This is a genomic window from Paracoccaceae bacterium Fryx2, from assembly GCA_032334235.1.
In the GTDB taxonomy this organism is placed as follows: domain Bacteria; phylum Pseudomonadota; class Alphaproteobacteria; order Rhodobacterales; family Rhodobacteraceae; genus JAVSGI01.
The window spans coordinates 600041-620845 of sequence record JAVSGI010000003.1; the positions used below are offsets into that span (position 1 = coordinate 600041).

Sequence of the window (20805 nt, forward strand, 5' to 3'; positions counted from 1 at the left end):
GGGAAGCAAGAGCCAGGAACCAGGAAAGATACCCCCATGACCCAGATCACCCCCCGCATTCCGCAGGACAAACAAGACCGCGTCCTGATCTTCGACACCACGCTGCGCGACGGCGAACAGTCGCCCGGCGCCACCATGTCGCACAGCGAAAAGCTGGAAATCGCCATCCTGCTGGATGAGATGGGCGTCGACATCATCGAGGCGGGCTTTCCCATCGCCTCGGAAGGCGATTTCGAGGCGGTGGCGGCGATTGCCCGGGCCGCGCAGAACGCCACGATCTGCGGTCTGGCCCGCGCCAGCTTCGGCGACATCGACCGCTGCTGGGAGGCGGTGAAGCACGCGCGCCGACCGCGCATCCACACCTTCATCGGCACCTCGCCGCTGCACCGCGCCATTCCCAATCTCGACATGGACCAGATGGCGGCCCGGATTCACGACACCGTGACCCACGCCCGCAACCTGTGCGACAACGTGCAATGGTCGCCGATGGACGCGACGCGCACCGAGCACGACTACCTGTGCCGCACGGTCGAAATCGCCATCAAGGCCGGCGCCACCACGATCAACATCCCCGACACCGTGGGCTACACCGCCCCGCGCGAAAGCGCCGCGCTGATCCGGATGCTGCTGGAACGGGTGCCGGGGGCGGATACGATCATCTTCGCCACCCATTGCCACAACGACCTCGGCATGGCGACCGCCAATGCGCTGGCTGCCGTCGAAGCGGGCGCACGGCAGATCGAATGCACCATCAACGGTCTGGGCGAGCGTGCGGGCAACACCGCGCTGGAAGAGGTGGTCATGGCCCTGAAGGTGCGCAACGACATCCTGCCCTACCGCACCGGCGTCGACACCACCCGCATCATGAACATCAGCCGCAAGGTCGCGACGGTTTCCGGCTTTCCGGTGCAGTTCAACAAGGCCATCGTCGGCAAGAACGCCTTCGCGCATGAATCCGGCATCCATCAGGACGGGATGCTGAAGAACGCCGAAACCTTCGAGATCATGCGCCCGACCGACATCGGGCTGGCCGACACCAGCCTCGTGATGGGCAAGCACTCGGGCCGCGCCGCGCTGCGCGCCAAGCTGCGGGCGCTCGGCTACGAGATGGCCGACAACCAGCTGGCCGACGTGTTCGTGCGCTTCAAGGCGCTGGCCGACCGCAAGAAGGAAGTCTACGACGACGACCTGATCGCCCTGATGCAGGATCAGACCACCCACGCCGAACATGACACCCTGCAACTGAAGCGCCTGCGGGTGATCTGCGGCACCGAAGGCCCGCAGGAGGCCGAACTGACGCTGAGCATCGAGGGCACCGACCACAGCATCGACGCCACCGGCGACGGCCCGATCGATGCCGCCTTCAACGCGGTGAAGATGCTGTATCCGCACAAGGCGCGGCTGCAGCTCTATCAGGTCCATGCGGTGACCGAGGGCACCGACGCGCAGGCCACGGTTTCAGTCCGGCTGGAGGATGAGGGCCGCATCGGCACCGGCCAGTCCGCCGACACCGACACCGTGGTGGCCAGCGTCAAGGCCTACATCAACGCGCTGAACCGGCTGATCGTGCGGCGGCAGAAATCGGCCCCCGATGCCGACGTGCGCTCGGTCAGCTACCGCGACGTGACGACCGGCGCAGCCGCAGGGGCGTAACGCAGGCGCCGCCGCAGGGGCGTGACACGGGCGGGGCGGCCCTTCCGGGGGCCGCTCGCAGCCCCCCGTGACCCTTGCCGACCGGCCCTCGCCGCCCATCCCCCCGCCGCTACCCTTCGCCGTGCAGCCCCCCGCCTCGCAGCGCGTCGCCGCCCAACCCGTGGCCGCCATCGACCACCAGCGTCGCGCCGTTGATGAACCCCGCCGCCCGCCCCGCCAGAAACAGGCAGGCGGCGGCCACGTCCTGCGGCAGGCCGGGGCGCCCCGGCCCGTCCTCGGGCAGCGGCGGCTCGACGATCCACCCCGGCAGCACCGCGTTGCAGGTGATGCCCAGAGCGGCGTTTTCCTGCGCGATGCGGCGCGTCAGGCCGGTCAGCGCCGCCCGCGCCGCCCCCAGCCCCGCCGACCCGGCCAGCGCCCCGGTGACGGGCGCGACATGCACGATCCGCCCGAAGCCGCGCACCTGCATTCCCGGCAGCACCGCCCGCGTCACGTTGAACGCCGCCGTCAGCGTCTGCCCCGTCTCTGCCTGCCAGTCGGCGTCGGCCATGTCCTCGATCCGCAGCGCCTCGGCCTCGGTGGCCGGGGCCTCGGCGGTGGTCACCACGATGTCCAGCCCGCCGAACCGCGTCCGCACCGCCGCCACCATGCCGCGCACCTGTTCGGCGTCGCAAAGGTCCGCGACAAAGCCCCGGTGCCCCTCGCCAAGGGCGGCCTGCCGGTCGAAGATGCGCCCGCCCCCGGCCGTGATGGCGACCCGCGCGCCCGCCGCAGCCAGCGCCTGCGCCGTGGCAAAGCCGATCCCCCCGGCGCTGCCGCATCCCGTCACCAGCGCCACGCACCCCGCAACACCCGTCATTCCCGCCCCCGCAACCGGCCCCTGCAACACCTTCTCGTGTCGATTTCGACCGTTCTCACGATTGCCATTCTGCCACATTCACACCCGGCAACTTGCCTCCCGGGCGCTAGAGTCTTGCCTTTATCCAACATTCCTGCATCATCGACCCCAGTTGAAAACCATCCGCGGGGCTGCCTGCGGGCGGCTTGGCGCCCATGGGGCAGACCAAGCCCCTTTCCCTTGTCGGCCCCTGCACCTATAAGAAGGCGCCTGCCCAGATCAGAGTCGCGGGCATGTTTCTTATCTCGCAAGTGCAGGATCCCCCACGGATGTCGATACTCTCGGGCCTCTTCTCGTCAGACATGGCGATCGACCTCGGCACGGCCAACACGCTTATCTATGTGCGGGGCAAGGGGATCGTGCTCAACGAACCCTCGGTCGTGGCGTATCACGTCAAGGACGGCAAGAAGCAGGTGCTCGCGGTGGGCGAGGATGCCAAACTCATGCTGGGCCGCACCCCCGGCAGCATCGAGGCGATCCGCCCGATGCGTGATGGCGTGATTGCCGACTTCGACGTGGCCGAGGAGATGATCAAGCATTTCATCCGCAAGGTCCACAAAAGAACCACTTTTTCCAAGCCGAAGATCATCGTCTGTGTCCCCTATGGCGCAACCCCGGTCGAAAAGCGGGCGATCCGCCAGTCGGTGCTGTCGGCCGGCGCCCGCCGCGCGGGCCTGATTGCAGAGCCGATCGCCGCCGCCATCGGGGCCGGAATGCCGATCACCGACCCCACCGGCAACATGGTGGTGGACATCGGCGGCGGCACCACCGAGGTCGCGGTGCTGAGCCTGGGCGACATCGTCTATGCCCGCTCGGTCCGCGTCGGCGGCGACCGGATGGACGAGGCGATCATCAGCTACCTGCGCCGCCACCAGAACCTGCTGATCGGCGAATCGACCGCCGAGCGCATCAAGACCAGCATCGGCACCGCCCGGATGCCGGATGACGGGCGCGGCACCTCGATCACCATCCGCGGCCGCGACCTGCTGAACGGCGTGCCGAAGGAAACCGAGATCAACCAGGCCCAGGTCGCCGAAGCCCTTGCCGAACCCGTTCAGGTGATCTGCGACGCGGTGATGCAGGCGCTTGAAACCACGCCGCCCGACCTTGCCGCCGACATCGTCGACCGCGGCGTGATGCTGACCGGCGGCGGCGCGCTGCTGGGTGACCTCGACCTTGCGCTGCGCGAACAGACCGGGCTGTCGATCTCGGTCGCCAACGAGTCACTCAATTGTGTGGCGCTCGGCACCGGCAAGGCGCTGGAATATGAAAAACAGCTCCGTCATGTGATTGACTACGACAGCTGATCGCAGGGGGCCCCGCGCCCCGCACGAAAGACGAGGCACCCGTGGCGAAGAACCGGACCGGACCGGACGAATTTGCCCGCCCCATCCGCCGCATTCTGGTGGGGGGGCTGGTGCTGCTGCTGCTTGCGATCTTCCTGCTGTGGCGGATCGACAGCCCGCGCGTCGAGCGCTTCCGCGCCGCACTGGTAGACCGCATCGTGCCCAACCTCGACTGGGCGATGGCCCCGGTGACCCGCGCGGCCGCGATGATCGAGGATTTCCAGTCCTACACCCGGATCTACGAACAGAACCAGGAACTGCGCCGCGAGCTGCAGCAGATGAAGGCGTGGAAAGAGGCCGCGCTGCAGCTGGAACAGAAGAATGCCCGGCTGCTCGACCTGAACCAGGTGCGGCTCGACCCCAATCTGACCCATGTGACCGGCGTGGTGCTGGCCGACAGCGGCAGCCCGTTCCGCCAGTCGGTGCTGCTGAACGTCGGCGCCCGCGACGGCATCCGCGACGGCTGGGCCGCGATGGATGGCATCGGGCTGGTGGGGCGGATCTCGGGCGTGGGGCGGGCAACCGCGCGGGTGATCCTGCTGACCGATTCCAACAGCCGCATCCCGGTGACGGTGCAGCCCTCGGGCCAGCGCGCGCTGCTGTCGGGCGACAATTCGCCCGCCCCGCCGCTGGAGTTTCTGGAAAAGCCCGACCTCGTGCGCCCCGGCGACCGGGTGGTGACCTCGGGCGACGGCGGGGTGTTCCCGGCCGGGCTGATGGTGGGCGAGGTGGCGCTGGGCCCGGACCGCCGCCTGCGGGTGCGCCTGTCGGCCGATTATCAACGGCTGGAATTCCTGCGCGTGCTGCGCAGCCACGAGCTTGAACCGATCACCGACCCCGGCGCGCTGGTCGCTCCCCCCATCGCCCCCCCGTGCCGACCCCCGCCGAACCCGCACCCGTCGCCGCAGCGCCCGAGGCCGGAAATGGTTGATCCGGTCCGCGCCGACTTGTGGCTGCACCGCGGCATCTTCGTCGCGGTCGCGCTGGTGCTCTTGTTCCTGCGGCTCCTGCCGCTGGGCGGCCTCGCGGGCGAATGGCCGGGGCCGGACCTGCTGATGTGCCTCGTGCTGGCCTGGGTGCTGCGCCGCCCCGACTACCTGCCTGCCCTGCTGATCGCGCTGGTGGTGCTGGTCGAGGATTTCGTGCTGATGCGCCCGCCCGGCCTCTGGGCCGCCATCGTGCTGCTGGCCTCGGAATTCCTGCGCTCGCGCGCCGCCCTGACCCGCGAGCTGAGCTTTGTCGCGGAATGGCTGATGGTGGCGGGGCTGATGCTGGCGATGCTGCTGGGCTATCGGCTGGTGTTCGCGGTGGCCTTCCTGCCGCAGCCCGATTTCGGTTACGCGATGGTGCAAAGCGTGGTGACGATGCTGTGCTACCCTGCGGTGGTCGGCCTGTCGTGGCTGGCGCTTGACGTGCGCAAGCCCGCGATGGGCGAGGTGGATGCCATGGGGAGACGGCTGTGAGACGCTCGCCGCGCGATACCGAGGAAAGCGCCCGCCGCATCAACCGCCGCGCCCTGTTCCTTGGCGGGGCGATGGCGGCGACGGTGGCGGTGCTGGGCGCGCGGATGCGCTACATGCAGGTCGATCAGGCCGACCAGTTCCGCCTGCTGGCCGAGGAAAACCGCATCAACATCCGCCTGATCCCGCCCGCCCGCGGCCAGATCTTCGACCGCAACGGCAAGCTGATCGCGGGCAACGAGCAGAATTACCGCGTGGTGATCACCCGCGAGGATGCGGGCGATGTCGAGGCGGTTCTGCACCGGCTGGCCAGCCTGATCCCGCTATCGCCCGAAGACATCGACAAGACGCTGAAGGAAGCCAGACGCCGCAGCCCCTTCGTGCCGATCATCGTCGCCGACCGGCTGGCCTGGGACGACCTGTCGAAGATCGCGATCAACTCGCCCGGCCTGCCCGGCGTCAACCCCGAGGTCGGACTCAGCCGCATCTACCCGCTGGATACCGATTTCGCGCATGTGGTGGGCTATGTCGGCCCGGTGTCCGAGGCCGATCTTGCCAAGCTGGAAGACCCCGACCCCCTGCTGCAGATCCCGAAGTTCCAGATCGGCAAGATCGGCGTCGAGACCTGGATGGAAAGCACGCTGCGCGGCCACGCCGGCGCCAAGCGGATCGAGGTCAACGCCCTTGGCCGCGTGATGCGCGAACTGGAACGGCGCGACGGCAGCCCCGGCGCCGACCTGCGCCTGACCATCGACGCCGACGTGCAGAACTTCGTGCAGGCGCGGCTGGGCGAGGAAAGCGCCGCCGCCGTGGCGATGGATGTCAACACCGGCGACATCCTGGCCATCGTCTCGTCGCCCTCGTTCGACCCCAACCTGTTCGTGCGCGGCATCAGCCAGACCGACTATTCCGGCCTGACCGGCAACGACCACCGCCCGCTGGCGAACAAGGCGGTGCAGGGGGCCTATCCGCCGGGCTCGACCTTCAAGATGGTGACGGCGCTCGCGGCGCTCGAGGACGGGGCGATCACCGCCGACACCGCGGTGCGCTGCCCGGGCCATTACGAGATGGGCGGGCGCCGCTTCCACTGCTGGAAACGCGGCGGCCATGGCACGGTGTCGCTGCAGCGCGGCCTTGCCGAAAGCTGCGATGTCTATTTCTACGACATCGCCCAGCGCGTCGGCATCGACAAGATCGCCGAGATGGGCCGCAAGCTGGGCCTCGGCCAGCGCCACGACCTGCCGATGTCGGCGATCACCGAAGGTATCATGCCCGACAAGGCGTGGAAACAGCAACGCTACAAGCAGGAATGGCGGATCGGCGACACCATCAACGCCTCGATCGGTCAGGGCTATGTGCTGACATCGCCGCTGCAACTGGCGGTGATGACGGCCCGGCTGGCGACCGGGCGCGCGGTGATCCCGCGCCTCGTCCACAGCATCGACGGGGTGGACCAGCCGATTCCGCCCTCGGCCGGCCTCGGCCTCACCGCCTCGATGCTCGCGGGCGTGCAGCGCGGCATGTTCGAGGTGATGAACAACCAGCGCGGCACCGCCTATTCGTCGCGCATTGCCGACGACGCGCTGGCCTGGGCCGGCAAGACCGGCACGGCGCAGGTGCGCAACATCTCGGCCGCCGAACGGGCGCGCGGGGTGATCTCGAACGCCGATCTGCCGTGGGACCGGCGCGACCATGCGCTGTTCGTGGGCTACGCCCCGTTCCACGCCCCGCGCATCGCGGTGTCGGTGGTGGTCGAACATGGCGGCGGCGGCTCGGCCGTGGCTGCCCCCATCGCGCGCGACGTGCTGCTGCGCGCGCTCTCGCCCGGCCTGCCGCCGCTGACCGCCTACCCGTCGAGCCAGCGCAACCGGATCGAGACGCAGTTGCAGGCGCTCAAGCTGCGCCAGCCCGAAACCGACGCCTCCACCAAGTCGCGGGCCTGAGGGACAGACCACCATGAGCTTTCTCGAATACCGCATCAAGACCGCCCCGACCGGCTTCCAGAAGGTGCTGCACCTGAACTGGGCGCTGGTGCTCTTGCTGACCGCGGTGGCGGCGGTCGGCTGGCTGATGCTCTATTCCGTGGCGGGCGGGCGGCTGGAAACCTGGGCCGAGCCGCAGATGCAGCGGTTCGGCATGGGCCTTGCGGTGATGATGGTGATCGCCTTCGTGCCGATCTGGTTCTGGCGCAACCTGTCGGCGCTGGCCTATCTGGTCGCGCTGACGCTGCTTATGGTGGTGGAATTCTTCGGCCATGTCGGCATGGGGGCGCAGCGCTGGATCAACCTCGGCTTCATGATGCTGCAACCGTCGGAGCTGATGAAGGTCGGGCTGATCATGCTGCTGGCCGCCTATTACGACTGGCTCGACGTGAAGAAGACCTCGCGCCCGCTGTGGGTGCTGATCCCGCTGGCGCTGATCTTCATCCCGACCGCACTGGTGCTGACGCAGCCCGACCTCGGCACCGCCATGCTGCTGATGATGGGCGGTGCGGTGGTGATGTTCTGCGCCGGGGTCAGCTGGGTCTATTTCGCCGTGGTCCTCGCCGCCGGCATCGGGCTGGTGGTGGCGGTGCTTGCCTCGCGCGGCACGGACTGGCAGCTGCTGCACGACTATCAGTTCCGCCGAATCGACACCTTCCTCGACCCCGGCTCCGACCCGCTGGGGGCGGGCTATCACATCAGCCAGGCCAAGATCGCGCTGGGCTCCGGTGGCTGGGGCGGCAAGGGCTTCATGCAGGGCACGCAAAGCCGGCTGAACTTCCTGCCCGAAAAGCACACCGATTTCATCTTCACCACGCTCGCCGAGGAATTCGGCTTCATCGGGGCATTTTCGCTGCTGACGCTTTACGCGCTGATCGTCGCGTTCTGCGTGGTGTCGGCGCTGCAGAACAAGGACCGCTTTTCCAGCCTGCTGATCCTTGGCCTCGCCGCGAACTTCTTCTTCTATTTCGCGGTCAACATGCTGATGGTGATGGGGTTGGCCCCGGTGGTCGGCGTGCCGCTTCCGATGGTTTCTTACGGCGGGTCGGCGATGCTGGTGCTGATGGCAGGCTTCGGTCTGGTGCAGAGCGCGCATGTCCACCGCCTGCGCTGACCCCGGGCGGCGGAGCCTCCGGCGGGGATATTTTAGCCAAGATGAACGGGGTGGGGCGTGAAGATATATTTTGCGGCAGGGGCGGCGCTGTGGCCGGAGTATGAGGCGCCGCTGCGGCGGGCGCTGGACGAAGCCGGGCTGGAGGCGGAGCTGTCCTGCGACGCGCACGATCCGGCAGCGGTGGATTACATCATCTTCGCGCCGGGCGGGGTGATCGAGGATTTCTCGCCCTATCGGTGCTGCAAGGCGGTGCTGAACCTCTGGGCCGGGGTGGAAATGATAGTGGGCAACCCGACGCTGGTGCAGCCGCTGTGCCGCATGGTCGACCCCGCCCTGACCGAGGGCATGGTGGAATGGGTGACGGGCCACGCGCTGCGCCACCATCTGGGGATGGACCGGCATATCCTGAAGCAGGGCGGCTGGCAGCAGATCATCCCGCCGCTGGCGCGCGAACGCCCCGTTGCCGTGCTGGGTCTGGGCGAGTTGGGGCTGGCCTGTGCGGCGGCGCTGGCGGCGCTCAACTTTCCGGTCACCGGCTGGAGCCGCACGGCGAAGACCGTGCCCGGCCTGTGCTGCCTGCATGGCGAGGCGGGGCTGGAGGCCGCCTTGCGCGGCGCGCAGATCGTGGTGACACTGCTGCCGAAGACGCCAGAGACCGAGAACCTGCTCGACGCCCGGCGGCTGGGCTGGTTGCCAAAAGGCGCGGTGATCCTGAACCCCGGGCGCGGCGCGCTGATCGACGATGAGGCATTGCTGGCGGCGCTGGACGAAGGGCGGCTCGGTCATGCCACGCTTGATGTGTTCCGGGTGGAACCGCTGCCGCCGGAGCACCCCTTCTGGGCGCACCCCAGCGTCACCGTCACCCCCCACATCGCCGCCGACACCCGCCCCGACAGCGCGGCGCGCGTGGTGGCCGAGAACATCCGGCGAGGCGAGGCGGGCGAGCCCTTCCTGCATCTGGTGGACCGCGCGCGGGGCTATTGACCCCCGATTGCACCGCGCCGGCGTAAGAAACGGAACAGACGCCTCCCTGCCCCCGCCGTGACACTGCCGGAAAACCAAGGGGCGGGCATGCGATACGGAACAGGGGTGGTGCTGGTGGTTCTGGCCGGCGTGCTGTGGTCGGCCATGGGGCTGGCGATCCGGCAGATCACCGTGGCAGGCACCTGGGAGGTGCTGTTCTGGCGCTCGGTCGGGATGGTGCCTGTGCTGTTTGCCTACATCGCCTGGGCCTCGGGCGGGCACCCCCTGAGGCGGCTGCGCAAGGTGGGGGTCGCGGGGGTGGTCGGCGGGCTGGGGCTGGTGTTCGCCTTCGCCGGGGCGATCTATGCGATCCAGGCGACCACGGTTGCCAATGCGGTGTTCCTGTTCGCCGCCTCGCCGTTCCTGACCGCGATCCTCGGCTGGTTCCTGCTGCGCGAGCGGGTGCGGGGCGCCACCTGGGCGGCCATCGCCGTCGCCGGGGTCGGCATGTTCATCATGGTGCGCGAGGGGCTGGCGGCGGGTGCCATGGCGGGCAACGTCGCGGCGCTGCTGTCGGCACTGGGCTTCGCCGCCTTCACCATCACGCTGCGCTGGGGACGGCTGGAAGACATGATGCCCGCCGTGGTTCTGGGCGGGCTGTTCTCGATGGCGGTAGCAGCGGTGGTGCTGCAGGTGCAGGGCGGCACGCTCTGGGTGCCGCTGCCCGACATCGGGGTGGCGATGGCCATGGGCGCCGTGCAGCTGGCGACCGGCATGGCGCTTTACACCCTTGGCAGCCGGGTGATCCCGGCAGCGGACCTGACGCTGCTGAGCATGGTCGAGGTGCTCCTGGCGCCGATCTGGGTCTGGCTCCTGCTGGGCGAGACGGCAACGGCCGCGACCTTCGTCGGCGGCGCGATCCTGATGGCGGCGGTGGCGGGCAATGCCCTGTCGGGGATGCGGCGCAAGCCGGTTGCACCGCCGATGGTATGACCCGGGCCAGGCGGCGGAGCCTCCGGCGGGGATATTTGGGAACAGAAGAAGGTGCAGGGCGCGACAGCGCCGGCCGAGGGGGCTCGATGCCCCCGAGGGCGGCCCCTGCGCCCTGGCGGCAGGAAAAGAAAGAGCCTCCGGCGGGGATATTTGAGAAACAGAAGAAAGGGCAGGGCGCGACAGCGCCGGCCGAGGGGGCTCGATGCCCCCGAGGGCGGCGGCCCGGGTTCAGCGGTGGCGGCGGAAGAAGCGCGAGCGGGTGTAGAGGTCTTCCAGCCGTTTCAGGCGGCTTTCGGTCTGCTCGCGCGTCAGCGACTGCACCGAGGCCAGCAGCGTTTCCACCAGCACCAGAATCGACACCGTGCTGTCCCAGGCCGAGGGCGCCTCGACGTGGCAAGACAAAGTGTGGCGGGCGTGGGCGGCGGCGGGCGACACCCAGCGGTCGGTGACCAGGATCACCTCGGCCCCCTGCTCGACCGCCATTTCCACCACCTGCAGCACCGAGTTTTCATAGCGGCGGATGTCGAACACCAGCAGCACGTCGCCCCGCGCCATGTCGAGCAGCGCCGGCGGCCAGGTGTTCGACATGTCCGACATGAGCGTGACATCGGGGCGGACCACCTTCATCAGCGTCACGAAGTAATCGGCCATCGCATGGGTGATGCGCCCGCCCATCGCGAAGACGCCGCGCGCCGGGTCGGCCAGCAGGGCGGCGGCGGCGTCGAACTCGGCATGGTCGATCTGCCCCAGCGTGGCCGAGAGGTTCGCCACCACCGCATCTGCAAAGCGGTTCAGGATATGGGTGTCGGGCACCCCCCCCGCCCAGCGCGCGTGCTTGGCAAGCGGCGAGACCAGCATCGCCTCGACCTCGCCGCGCAGCGCGTGCTGGTAATCGGGGTAGCCCTTGAACCCCAGCTTCTGCGTCAGGCGCACCACCGTCGGCGCCGACACCTCGGCCGCCCTCGCAAGGGCCGTGATCGACCCCAGCGCCGCCACCGGGTAGTGCCGCAGGATATGGGTCGCCAGTTGCCGTTCGGCGCGCGTCAGGTCCGGCAGGGCGGTCAGCATCTGGACCTCGATGGTGGGGGTGCCGCTCAACCATTCCTCCTGCCGCCTTGCCGTGCTGCCCGCAGTCTGCACCGCTTTGGTAAACATTGTAACAGAAATTGTGCGAAAGAATAATTCTTGACAGAACGCGGCGCGGCGGAGGACGCTTCCTGCCAAACAGGGGGATGACTCGCAGCAATGACTGCACCGGATGCACCCATGACCGCGCGCTTTGCGCCGGTGCCAACGCCCGCACCCTTTGCGCCGGCGATCGAGAATGTCGGTGCCGCGTCGCGGATCGTGCTGGTGTGCGAACATGCCTCGAACGCCTTGCCTGCGCCCTGGGGCGACCTGGGACTTACTCCGGCGCAGCGGCAGGCGCATGTCGCCTGGGACCCCGGCGCGCTCGGGCTGGCGCGGGGGCTGGCGGCGCGTCTGGGCGCGGCGCTGGTCCATGCCCCGGTCAGCCGCCTGATCTATGACTGCAACCGCGCGCCCGACAAGGCGGCCGCGATGCCCGCCCGGTCGGAAGTGCATGACATTCCGGGCAACGCCGCAATTTCCCCCGCAGAGCGCGCCGCGCGCACCGCTGCCGTCTACCTGCCGTTCCACGACGCCCTGCACGGCCTGATCGCGCGGCGCATCGCGCTGGGGCTGGCGCCGGTGATCGTGACCATCCACAGCTTCACGCCCGTCTGGCACGGCCAGCCGCGCGCCGTCCAGTTCGGGGTGATCCACGATGCCGACGAGCGTCTGGCCCGCGCCATCCTTGCCGCCGCCCGCGCCCGCACCCCGCTGAACGCCGAGCTCAACGCCCCCTACTCCGCCGCCGATGACGTGACGCACACCCTGCGCCTGCACGCCACGCCCTACGGCCTGCCCAACGCCATGCTGGAGGTGCGCAACGACCTGATCGCCACGCCGGAGGCCGAGCAGGCGATGGCCGACACCCTGGCCCCGGTGCTGGGCGACGCACTCGCCGCCCTGCGCCCGGTGGAGATGGCGCAATGACAGACACGATGCCGCGCCCGCTGGTGATCTTCGTGCGGCTGGTGGACCGGCTGAACTACGGCGTCGGCCGGTTCGCGATGTATCTGCTGTTCGTGCTGATGGCGATATTGCTGTGGTCGTCGGTGTCGAAACTGGCGTTCAACCCCTCGCTCTGGACGCTGGAGATGGCGCAGTTCACCATGGTGGCCTATTACATCCTCGGCGGCCCCTATTCGATGCAGATGGGCAGCCATGTCCGGATGGACCTGTTCTACGCCCGTTTTTCCGACCGCAAGCGGGCGTGGTGGGATGCCGTCACGGTGCTGGCGCTGATCTTCTACCTTGGCGTGATGCTGTGGGGCGCGGTGGACAGCACGGCCTACGCCTTCGCCTACAACGAGCGCAGCCCGACCGCCTGGCGGCCCTACATGTGGCCGATCAAGGTGATCATGTGCGTGGGCTTCGTGCTGATGATCCTGCAGGCGCTGGCCGCGCTGATCCGCGACGTGGCAACCCTGCGCGGGAAGGTGATCTGATGGGTTACGAGTTGATCGCCGTCCTGATGTTTTCCACCATGCTCTTGATGATGGCCACCGGGCAGCGGGTGTTCGGGGTTATCGGCTTTGTCGCCGTGGTGGCGTCGCTGGCGCTCTGGGGCACCGGCGGGCAGAGCATGGGCTTCTCGGCGGCGATGAAGCTGATGAAGTGGTATCCGCTGCTAACGCTGCCGATGTTCGTCTTCATGGGCTACGTGATGAGCGAAAGCCGTCTGGCCGACGACCTTTACCGGATGTTCCACGTCTGGTTCGGGCCGGTGCCGGGGGGGCTCGCGATCGGGACGATCCTGCTGATGGTGCTGATTTCCGCGATGAACGGGCTGTCGGTGGCGGGCATGGCGATCGGGGCCACCATCGCGCTGCCCGAACTGCTGCGCCGCCGGTACGACAAGCTGATGGTGACCGGGGTGATTCAGGCGGGGTCGAGCCTCGGCATCCTGATCCCGCCTTCGGTGGTGCTGGTGCTTTACGCGATGATCGCGCGCCAGCCGGTCGGGCAGCTGTGGCTGGCGGGGCTGTTCCCCGGGCTGGTGATGGCCACCCTGTTCATCTTCTACATCTGGCTGCGCTGTCGGCTGAACCCGGCCCTCGGCCCGGCCCTCGATCCCGAGGAACGCGCCACCATCACCCGCGAGGAACGCTTCCGCCTGCTGCGCGCCGGGGTGCTGCCCTTCGGCATCTTTGCCGCGATGATGATCCCCTTCATCTACGGCGTCACGAGCCTCGTGGAAAGCTCGGTTGTGGGGGTGCTGGCCACGGTAGCGGCGGCGGTCTGGAAGGGCCGCTTCACCCGCCATGTGTTCGAGGTTTCGACCCGCTCCACCCTCGCCGTGTCCTGCATGTTCATGTGGATCATCCTCGCCGCGCTGTCCTTCGGCGCGGTGTTCGACGGGCTCGGCGCGGTGAAGGCGATCGAGGGGCTGTTCGTGGGGCAGATGGGCCTGTCGCCCTGGACGATCCTGATCCTGATGCAGTTGTCCTTCCTGATCATGGGGATGTTTCTCGACGACACCGCGATGCTGGTGATCGTGGCGCCGCTTTATGTGCCGCTGGTGGGGATGCTGGGCTTCGATCTGATCTGGTATGGCGTGCTTTACACCATCACCTGCCAGATCGCCTACCTGACGCCGCCCTTCGGCTACAACCTGTTCCTGATGCGCGCCTTTTCCCCGCCCGAGATCACCATGGGCGACATCTACCGCTCGGTCGTGCCCTTCGTGATCGTGATGGTGGCGACGCTGGCGCTGATCATGGTGTTCCCGCAGATTGCCCTCTGGCTGCCCCATGCGGTTTACGGCATCAATTGACCCAACCCGAAAGGCGGACCAACCGCCCCCAATCAAACCAACGGAGGCTGAAATGACCACAAGACGCACGTTCCTGACCACCGGCGCCCTGGCTGCCGGGGCCGCGACCCTTGCCGCCCCCGCCATGGTCCGCGCTCAGGCGCCGATCAAATGGCGGATGCAGACCTATGCCGGTGCCGCCCTTGGCGAACAGGTGGTGAAACCCGCCGTCGAGCAGTTCAACAAGATCGCCGCCGGGCAGATGGAGATCGAGCTCTACTACGCCGACCAGCTTGTTCCGACCGGAGAGTTGTTCCGGGCCATGCAGGCCGGCACCATCGACTGCGTGCAGTCGGATGACGATTCGATGGCCTCGCCCACCGAGGTTACCGTGTTCGGCGGCTATTTCCCGCTGGGCCTGCGCTATTCGCTCGACGTGCCCGCGCTGTTCACCAAATACGGCCTGGGCGAGATCTGGGCCGAGGAATATGCCAAGGTCGGCGTCAAGCACATCTCGGCCGGCGCGTGGGATCCGTGTCATTTCTCGACCAAGGATCCGATCAACAGCCTGGCCGACCTCAAGGGCAAGCGCGTCTTCACCTTCCCGACCGCCGGGCGCTTCCTCACGAAGTTCGGCGTCGTGCCGGTCACCCTGCCGTGGGAAGACATCGAGGTGGCGATGCAGACCGGCGAGCTTGACGGCATCGCCTGGTCGGGCATCACCGAGGTCTATACGGTCGGGTGGTCGAACGTGACCAACTACTTCCTGACCAACAACATCTCGGGCGCCTGGATCGGCCATTTCTTCGCCAACATGGATCGCTGGAACGAGGTGCCGCCGCACCTGCAGGAACTGATCAAGGTCTGTTTCGAGCAGTCGCACTACTATCGCCAGCACTGGTACTGGGCGGGCGAGGCCGACCTGCGCGTCAACGGGCCCAAGCTGAAGCTGACCACGATCCCCGATGCCGAATGGGCCACCGTCGAAACCGCCGCCCAGGAGTTCTGGGAGGAAATCGCGGCGGAATCGGAAACCAAGGCCAAGGTCGTGGCGATCATCAAGGCCTACAACGATGTTCAGGTGAAGGCTGGCCGCCCCTACCGCTACACCTGACCGCACCCTGACTGTTGCAGGCCGCGCCCCCCCCGCGCGGCCTGCCGCCCCGAACCCGAACAGCCCCCCGCAAAACCGATGAAAAGAGGCCGGACATGCCCGGAAACATGAAGTTCGACGCGCTGAAAGACGCCGTGGCGCGCGGCGAGATCGACACCGTGCTGGTCGCGGCGGTGGACATGCAGGGCCGGATGATGGGCAAGCGCTTTCACGCGCAGTTCTTCCTCGACGGCGGGTTCGAGGAAACCCATTGCTGCAACTACCTGCTGGCCACCGACATGGAAATGACCACGGTGCAGGGCTACCGCGCAACCTCGTGGCAGGCGGGCTATGGCGACTATGTGATGAAACCCGACCTGTCCACCCTGCGCCCGCTGCCGTGGCTGCCGGGCACGGCGCTGGTGCTGTGCGACCTGCTCGACCACCATCACCGCAAGGAGATTCCGCATTCGCCGCGCGCCATCCTGAAGGCCCAGGTCGAACGCGCCCGCGAGATGGGGTTTCAGCCCTTCATGGCGTCCGAGCTTGAATTCTACATCTTCGAGAACTCCTACGAGGCGCTGCGCGACGGCGGTTTCGGCGGGCTGAAGCCGATCGGCGGCTACAATGAAGATTACCACCTGTTCCAGACCACCAAGGAAGAAGAGGTGATGCGCGCCGTGCGCAACGGCCTTTACGCGGCCGGCATCCCGGTCGAATGTTCAAAGGGCGAGGCCGACGCCGGGCAGGAAGAGATCAACGTGCGCTATTCCGATGCGCTCGACGCCGCAGATACCCACAGCATCGTCAAGACCGCCATCAAGGAAATCGCCTGGTCCAAGGGCCGCTCGGTCACCTTCATGGCCAAGTATGACCACCGCAAGGCCGGCTCGTCGAGCCATGTCCACCAGTCGCTCTGGACGCTGGACGGCCAGCCCGCCTTCCACGACCCCGAAGACCCCCACGGCATGTCGGTGGTGATGAAGCAGTTCATGGCCGGGCAACTGGCCCACGCCGGGGCGATCACGGCCTTCCTCGCGCCCTACGTCAACAGCTACAAGCGGTTCTGCGTCGGCATGTTCGCCCCCACCAAGGCGGTGTGGAGCCGCGACAACCGCACCGCGGGCTTCCGCGTCTGCGGCGAGGGCACCAGGGGCGTCCGCGTCGAATGCCGCATCGGCGGCGCCGACCTCAACCCCTATCTCGCCATGGCCGCCCTGCTTGCGGCGGGGCTTGACGGCATCGAGCAGAAGATGGAACTGGAGCCCGAGATGGTGGGCGACATGTATCAGAAACCCGACATCCGCGAGATTCCGAAGACCCTCCGCGATGCCGCGGCGCTGATGGAAGGCTCGCACATGCTGCGCACCGCATTCGGGATCGAGGTCATCGAGCACTACCACCACGCCGCGCAATGGGAGATTTCCGAACACGACCGCGTCGTGACCGATTTCGAGGTCAGCCGCCTGCTGGAACGGGCCTGACCTCCACGGGGTGCGCCGCACCCCGCTGAACACACGAAGGACGAAACCATGAAACCCATCCAGCTGATCTCCCCGGTGGACGGTTCGGTCTATGCCGAACGCACGCCGTTCACCCCCGAGGCGGCGCAGGCCGCCGTCGCCCGCGCCCGTGCCGCGCAGAAACCCTGGGCCGCCCGCCCGCTGGCCGAGCGCATCGCGCTGGTCAAGGCAGGCGTCGCGAAACTGAACGAGATGAAGGACACTCTGGTCACCGAACTGGCCTGGCAGATGGGCCGCCCGACCCGCTTCGGCGGCGAATTCGGCGGCGTCAACGACCGCACGAACTACATGTCCGACATCGCAGAATGCGCGCTGGCACCGATGGTGGCCGAAGCCTCCGATACCTTCGAACGCCGCATCCAGCGCGAACCCGTCGGCGTGGTGTTCATCGTCGCCCCGTGGAACTACCCCTACCTGACCACGATCAACACCCTCGCCCCCGCCCTGATCGCGGGCAACACCGTGGTGCTGAAACACGCCAGCCAGACCCTCTTGGTCGGTGAACGGCTGGCCGAGGCGTTCCACGCGGCGGGCATCCCCGAAGACGTGTTCCAGAACCTCGTGCTCGACCACGCCACCACCGAAACCCTGATCGCCACCCGCGCCTTCAACTTCGTCAACTTCACCGGCTCGGTCGCCGGGGGGGCCGCGATGGAACGCGCGGCGGCGGGCACCTTCACCGGGCTGGGGCTGGAGCTTGGCGGCAAGGATCCGGGCTATGTCCGCGCCGATGCCGACCTCGATGCGGCGGTGGACAGCCTGATGGACGGCGCGATGTACAACGCGGGCCAGTGCTGCTGCGGCATCGAGCGGATCTATGTCCATGAAAGCCTCTACGACGCCTTCGTCGAAAAGGCCGTGGCCTGGGTCAAGACCCTGAAGCTCGGCAACCCGTTCGACGCGGCCAGCACCCTCGGCCCGATGGCCAACAAGCGCTTCGCCGCCGTGGTCCGCGCCCAGATCGCCGAGGCAATTGCCGCAGGCGCCGTGCCGCTGATCGACCCCGCCCTGTTCCCCGCCGACGACGGCGGCGCCTACCTCGCGCCGCAGATTCTGGTGAACGTCAACCACTCCATGCGGGTGATGATGGAAGAGTCTTTCGGCCCCGTTGTCGGAATAATGAAAGTCTCGGGCGATGACGAGGCAATTTCCCTGATGAACGACAGCCCCTATGGCCTCACATGTTCGATATGGACAAGCGATGCCGCCAAGGCCGCCGAGATCGGCGCGCAGATCGAGACCGGAACCGTGTTCATGAACCGCTGCGACTACCTCGACCCTGCCCTGTGCTGGACCGGCTGCAAGGACACCGGGCGCGGCGGCTCGCTCTCGGTGCTCGGCTACTATTCGGTCACAAGGCCGAAATCCTACCATCTCAAGAAGGTGACGAAATGAGCCACAACGTTCCCAACCGGAACTGGTCCTACCCCACGGCCATCAAGTTCGGCGTCGGCCGCATTGCCGAACTGGCCGACCACGCCAGATCCATCGGCCTGAAGAAGCCGCTGCTCGTCACCGACAAGGCGCTGGCATCGCTGCCGATCACCGCGCAGGCGCTCGACATCCTCGACGCCGCGGGCCTTGGCCGGGCGGTGTTTTCCGAGGTCGATCCCAACCCGAACGAGATCAACATGGCCGCAGGCATCGCGGTCTATCTCGCGGGTGGGCATGACGGGGTGATCTGCTTTGGCGGCGGCTCGGCGCTCGATCTGGGCAAGATGATCGCGCTGATGGCGCACCAGACCGTCAGCGTCTGGGATCTGGAGGATATCGACGACTGGTATACCCGCGCCGATACCGCGAAAATCGCGCCGATCATCGCGGTCCCGACCACGGCCGGCACCGGGTCGGAAGTGGGACGCGCGGGTGTTCTGACCAATTCGCTGACCCACAAGAAGAAGATCATCTTCCACCCCAAACTGATGCCGCAGGTCACGATCTGCGACCCGGCGCTGACGGTGGGGATGCCGCGCTTCATCACCGCTGGCACTGGCATGGACGCGCTGGCCCATTGCCTCGAGGCCTATTGCAGCCCCTTCTACCACCCGATGAGCCAGGGCATCGCACTGGAAGGGATGCGGCTGGTGTTCGAGAACCTGCCGAAGGTCTATGCCGACCCCGAGAACCTCGACGCGCGGGCCGAGATGATGTCGGCCGCCGCGATGGGGGCGGTGGCGTTCCAGAAGGGGCTGGGGGCGATCCACAGCCTCAGCCACCCGGTCGGCGCGGTTTACGGCACGCATCACGGCACCACCAACGCCGTGGTGATGCCGATGGTGCTGGAATTCAACCGACGCTTGATCGAGGACCGCATCATCCGCGCCGCCGCCTACCTTGGCTTTGACGGCGGCTTTGCGGGCTTCCACGATCAGGTGATGGAACTGCGCAGCCTGCTGGCGATCCCCGCGACGCTGTCGGAAATGGGCGTGCAATTCGCCGATCTCGACAGGCTGACCGACATGGCGCTGGAAGACCCGAGCTGCGGCGGCAACCCGGTGGTGATGACGCGCGAGAATACCCGTGCGCTGTTCGACGCCTGCATGTAAGCCTTGCCCCGGGTGACAAGATCACCCGGGGCATTTCGGACGGGGCATGAACCAGCACATCACCACCGACATTGCCGTGATCGGCGCAGGAGTCATCGGCCTGACCATCGCGCTGCGGCTGGCGCATGACGGCCACGATGTCAGCCTGATCGACCCGAACGACCCCGGCTCGGGTGCCTCTTTCGGCAATGCGGGCACCATCGCGGATTACGCGGTGATGCCGGTCGGATCGCCCGAGGTGTTGCGCAATCTGCCCGCGCTGCTGTTCGACCGCAACTCGCCACTGTCGATCCACCGCGCGGCGCTGCCGACGCTGGCGCCGTGGCTGATGCGCTTTGCCCGCCAGCCGCTGCCCGGCGCCGCCCGGCGCAATGCGGCCGCCCTGGCCGCGCTGCTGGCAGATGCCGCCCCCGCCTGGACCGAGCTTGCCACCGAGATCGGCGGCGCCGCCATCCTGCAACGCCGCGGCTGCCTTTACGCCTACGACTCCGAACGTGCCGGACGCGCCGCCCGCACCGACATGGCCTTCCGCCGCAGCCTTGGCGTGACGGTCGACCTGGTCGATGCCGCGGCGCTGGCCGCGATGGAACCGGGCCTGCCCGCGATGCCGGGGGGCGGCGCGTTCTTCCCCAAGGCGGTGTTCCTCTCCGACCCCGGGGCGATGATGGCCCTGCTGGCCGCCGCCGCCGCCCGCGCCGGGGCGCAGACGTGGCGCTTCCGGGTCGACCGGCTGGAACGCGCGGTAGATGGCGTCATCCTGCACGGCACCGGCTACCGGCTGCACGCCCGCCGCGTGGTGATCGCCGCCGGCGCCCATTCGCGCGACCTCGCCCGCCAGGCCGGCGACCGGGTGCCGCTCGACACCGAGCGCGGCTACCACGTCGAATGGGACATGCCCGCCCCGCTGCTGACCCGCCCGACCTGCCTCACCGCGCGCGGCTTCTACCTGTGCCCGATGACCGGCCGCCTGCGCGCGGCGGGCACGGTAGAGCTTGGCGGCCTGACCGCCCCCGCCTCGGAACACCGCCTGCGGCGCCTGACCGACGGCGCGCGCGCGATCTTCCCCGACCTCGGCCCCCCGTCGCGCAGCTGGATGGGCTTTCGCCCCTCGATCCCCGACAGCCTGCCGGTGATCGGCCCCTCGCCCGGCGGGCCGGAGGTGATCCACGCCTACGGCCACGGCCATATCGGGCTGACGCTGGCCCCCGTGACGGCACGGATCGTGGCCGACCTGATCGCCCGGCGCCGGGCGGACCTGCCGCTGGCATCCTATTCGGTGACGCGGTTCTGACGGACGGGGCAGACCGGGGGTTTCACACCCCCGGACCCCCGTGGGATATTTTGGAACAGAAGA

At 67.9% G+C, this 20805-nt stretch carries 17 protein-coding genes; 15 read left to right on the plus strand and 2 right to left on the minus strand.

Going from position 1 to position 20805, the window contains the following annotated elements; genetic code table 11:
- Positions 1-36 precede the first annotated feature (36 nt).
- Positions 37-1653, plus strand: coding sequence for a 2-isopropylmalate synthase (locus RNZ50_03880; protein MDT8854187.1), 1617 nt, complete (start codon positions 37-39; stop codon positions 1651-1653).
- Positions 1654-1762: 109 nt separating this feature from the next.
- On the opposite strand, the gene RNZ50_03885 is transcribed toward RNZ50_03880, so the two are convergent.
- Complete coding sequence (locus RNZ50_03885) at positions 1763-2512, minus strand: SDR family oxidoreductase (GenBank protein MDT8854188.1); 750 nt, start codon at positions 2510-2512, stop codon at positions 1763-1765.
- A gap of 308 nt (positions 2513-2820) precedes the next feature.
- Here RNZ50_03885 and RNZ50_03890 point away from each other — a divergent pair, with 308 nt between their 5' ends.
- The 6 genes from RNZ50_03890 (at position 2821) to RNZ50_03915 (ending at position 10409) form a co-directional block, all read left to right on the plus strand.
- A complete protein-coding gene (locus RNZ50_03890) occupies positions 2821-3858 on the plus strand; it encodes a rod shape-determining protein (protein ID MDT8854189.1) in 1038 nt (345 codons plus the stop codon).
- A gap of 41 nt (positions 3859-3899) precedes the next feature.
- On the plus strand, positions 3900-5360 hold the full coding sequence (gene mreC, locus RNZ50_03895) for a rod shape-determining protein MreC (GenBank protein ID MDT8854190.1): 1461 nt from the start codon (positions 3900-3902) through the stop codon (positions 5358-5360).
- Positions 5357-7300 carry a penicillin-binding protein 2 gene (mrdA, locus tag RNZ50_03900; protein ID MDT8854191.1) on the plus strand — a complete coding sequence of 648 codons (1944 nt, stop codon included), beginning with the start codon at positions 5357-5359 and terminating at the stop codon, positions 7298-7300. Before mreC ends, mrdA begins: the two co-directional genes overlap by 4 nt.
- Positions 7301-7313: 13 nt before the next feature.
- Positions 7314-8453 (plus strand): rod shape-determining protein RodA, encoded by a 1140-nt coding sequence (rodA, locus tag RNZ50_03905; GenBank protein ID MDT8854192.1) that lies wholly within the window; start codon positions 7314-7316, stop codon positions 8451-8453.
- 57 nt (positions 8454-8510) lie between these two features.
- Entirely contained in the window at positions 8511-9437 is a 927-nt protein-coding gene (locus RNZ50_03910) for a glyoxylate/hydroxypyruvate reductase A (protein MDT8854193.1), read from the plus strand.
- 87 nt (positions 9438-9524) lie between these two features.
- On the plus strand, positions 9525-10409 hold the full coding sequence (locus RNZ50_03915) for a DMT family transporter (protein MDT8854194.1): 885 nt from the start codon (positions 9525-9527) through the stop codon (positions 10407-10409).
- Positions 10410-10637: 228 nt separating this feature from the next.
- On the opposite strand, the gene RNZ50_03920 is transcribed toward RNZ50_03915, so the two are convergent.
- Complete coding sequence (locus RNZ50_03920; protein MDT8854195.1) at positions 10638-11477, minus strand: MurR/RpiR family transcriptional regulator; 840 nt, start codon at positions 11475-11477, stop codon at positions 10638-10640.
- A 198-nt stretch (positions 11478-11675) separates the two neighbouring features.
- Between RNZ50_03920 and RNZ50_03925 the strand changes: the two genes are divergently transcribed.
- The 8 genes from RNZ50_03925 to RNZ50_03960 all read left to right on the plus strand — a co-directional run bounded on the left by RNZ50_03925 (position 11676) and on the right by RNZ50_03960 (position 20742).
- The gene (locus RNZ50_03925; protein ID MDT8854196.1) at positions 11676-12467 is read left to right on the plus strand and encodes an N-formylglutamate amidohydrolase; all 792 of its coding nucleotides are present in this window, start codon (positions 11676-11678) and stop codon (positions 12465-12467) included.
- An 8-nt stretch (positions 12468-12475) separates the two neighbouring features.
- Positions 12476-12982: a TRAP transporter small permease subunit gene (locus tag RNZ50_03930; GenBank protein MDT8854197.1), complete on the plus strand. Its 507-nt coding sequence runs from the start codon at positions 12476-12478 to the stop codon at positions 12980-12982.
- Complete coding sequence (locus tag RNZ50_03935; protein MDT8854198.1) at positions 12982-14310, plus strand: TRAP transporter large permease subunit; 1329 nt, start codon at positions 12982-12984, stop codon at positions 14308-14310. Before RNZ50_03930 ends, RNZ50_03935 begins: the two co-directional genes overlap by 1 nt.
- Before the next feature lie 52 nt (positions 14311-14362).
- On the plus strand, positions 14363-15403 hold the full coding sequence (locus RNZ50_03940; GenBank protein ID MDT8854199.1) for a TRAP transporter substrate-binding protein: 1041 nt from the start codon (positions 14363-14365) through the stop codon (positions 15401-15403).
- A gap of 95 nt (positions 15404-15498) precedes the next feature.
- On the plus strand, positions 15499-16866 hold the full coding sequence (locus RNZ50_03945; protein ID MDT8854200.1) for a glutamine synthetase family protein: 1368 nt from the start codon (positions 15499-15501) through the stop codon (positions 16864-16866).
- Between the two features lie 48 nt (positions 16867-16914).
- Positions 16915-18300, plus strand: a complete 1386-nt coding sequence (locus tag RNZ50_03950) for an aldehyde dehydrogenase family protein (protein ID MDT8854201.1) — start codon at positions 16915-16917, stop codon at positions 18298-18300.
- Positions 18297-19451 carry an iron-containing alcohol dehydrogenase gene (locus RNZ50_03955; protein MDT8854202.1) on the plus strand — a complete coding sequence of 385 codons (1155 nt, stop codon included), beginning with the start codon at positions 18297-18299 and terminating at the stop codon, positions 19449-19451. The genes RNZ50_03950 and RNZ50_03955 overlap by 4 nt, the downstream gene beginning before the upstream one ends.
- A 46-nt stretch (positions 19452-19497) precedes the next feature.
- On the plus strand, positions 19498-20742 hold the full coding sequence (locus RNZ50_03960; GenBank protein ID MDT8854203.1) for an FAD-binding oxidoreductase: 1245 nt from the start codon (positions 19498-19500) through the stop codon (positions 20740-20742).
- Positions 20743-20805 lie beyond the last annotated feature (63 nt).